The organism is Acinetobacter sp. YH01025, assembly GCF_013420185.1.
In the GTDB taxonomy this organism is placed as follows: Bacteria; Pseudomonadota; Gammaproteobacteria; order Pseudomonadales; family Moraxellaceae; genus Acinetobacter; species Acinetobacter indicus.
This window is the reverse complement of record NZ_VOYR01000037.1, coordinates 1-1,197: the sequence shown is the minus strand read 5'-3', so window position 1 is coordinate 1,197 and position 1,197 is coordinate 1. Positions and strand designations below refer to the sequence as shown.

Annotated in this window: 1 protein-coding gene; it reads right to left on the bottom strand. The window is 43.3% G+C overall.

Annotation, left to right across the window (positions count from 1 at the left end):
* The coding region (mobQ, locus tag FTT89_RS14440; protein WP_180051556.1) for a MobQ family relaxase at positions 1-818 on the bottom strand (818 nt) is incomplete at its 3' end.
* Between the last annotated feature and the right edge of the window lie 379 nt (positions 819-1,197).

The following is a 1,197-nucleotide window of genomic DNA, read 5'->3' as shown; positions in this document are numbered from 1 at the left end:
CCTTGATCGACACGGTTTAAACCACGCTGTAAAACGCTCTCTTTCTGCTGTTTCTGTTGGTCAAGCTGTTGGGCGTTCTGCTGTTTCACATTGTCATTAAAACGGCTGATTTCAGTGTCTATGCCTTTTCTGCGTAATTGGGTGACTTTAGTGCCTTCATGGATGGTGGCTTGTAGTCCGTTATTCTGATCGGCATAGCTGCGGTGATCTATTTTTTCCTGTATGCCTGCTCGTTCCAAAGCACGATTGGCAAGGTTTGCCCACGTTTCCCGAATCTGTTTAATTTCGTCTTGGGTTGTACCCATACCAAGGCTTTTTCGTTTGGCGTTGCTGAGTTCAATTTCTGCCTTTGTGGTCAGAGTCAGATTGTTTTCAGGGTCTAATTCCGCCTTTCGGGTGGTAAGCATGATATGGGCGTGATGGTTCTTATCATTTCCGCCTTTGCTGGGTTCGTGGATGGCTAAGTCTGCAATCACGCCATAGCGATCAACTAAGGCCGTGGCAAAGGCTTTTGCCAAGTCCTTACGTTGATCTGCGTCTAATTCATCGGGTAGGGCGATTACCCACTCTCTGGCGGTTCGGGCATCTTTGCGGTTTTCGGACTGTTCCGCCAAGTTCCAAAGTTGGCTGCGGTCAATTTCAATATTGAGATTAGACACAATTTCGGTATGGGCGACTCCATCCTTTCTCGTAAAGTCATGCGTCAGCCCTGTACGTTTATCTTCTAGTTTTTCCCCTGCACGATAAGCCATAGATGCAACGGCAGTTCTTCCCGAACTGCGGTTAACGGTTTTGGTTGTACAGTGGTAAATCGCCATTAAATTTTCCTTGTGGCATCCACGTATTGATTACATTTCGGGCATTCTTTTCTAATAGTTTGAATGGATACTCCATTCATTTGCTCTATAAGAATTTTAGGTAATTTGTATAAAAATTCATTCCCACAGTTTGAGCATATAAAAATATGCTGTTCATCAATATTGTATTTCTTCATTTGCTTTACCGCTCTTGCTTTTGCTTTTGGGGTTAAGGGGTGTCCCCCTTACGCATCTTTTGACTTGAATGAAATTCAAGTCGTAAGTGCGCATTTCATGAAAAACACGATAGCATATTACCCGCTTGAATTTCAATTCATAGGGTCTTATGCTTGAGTGGTTTTCTATATTCCGAAATTAATCGTTATGACTAAATCTGCTG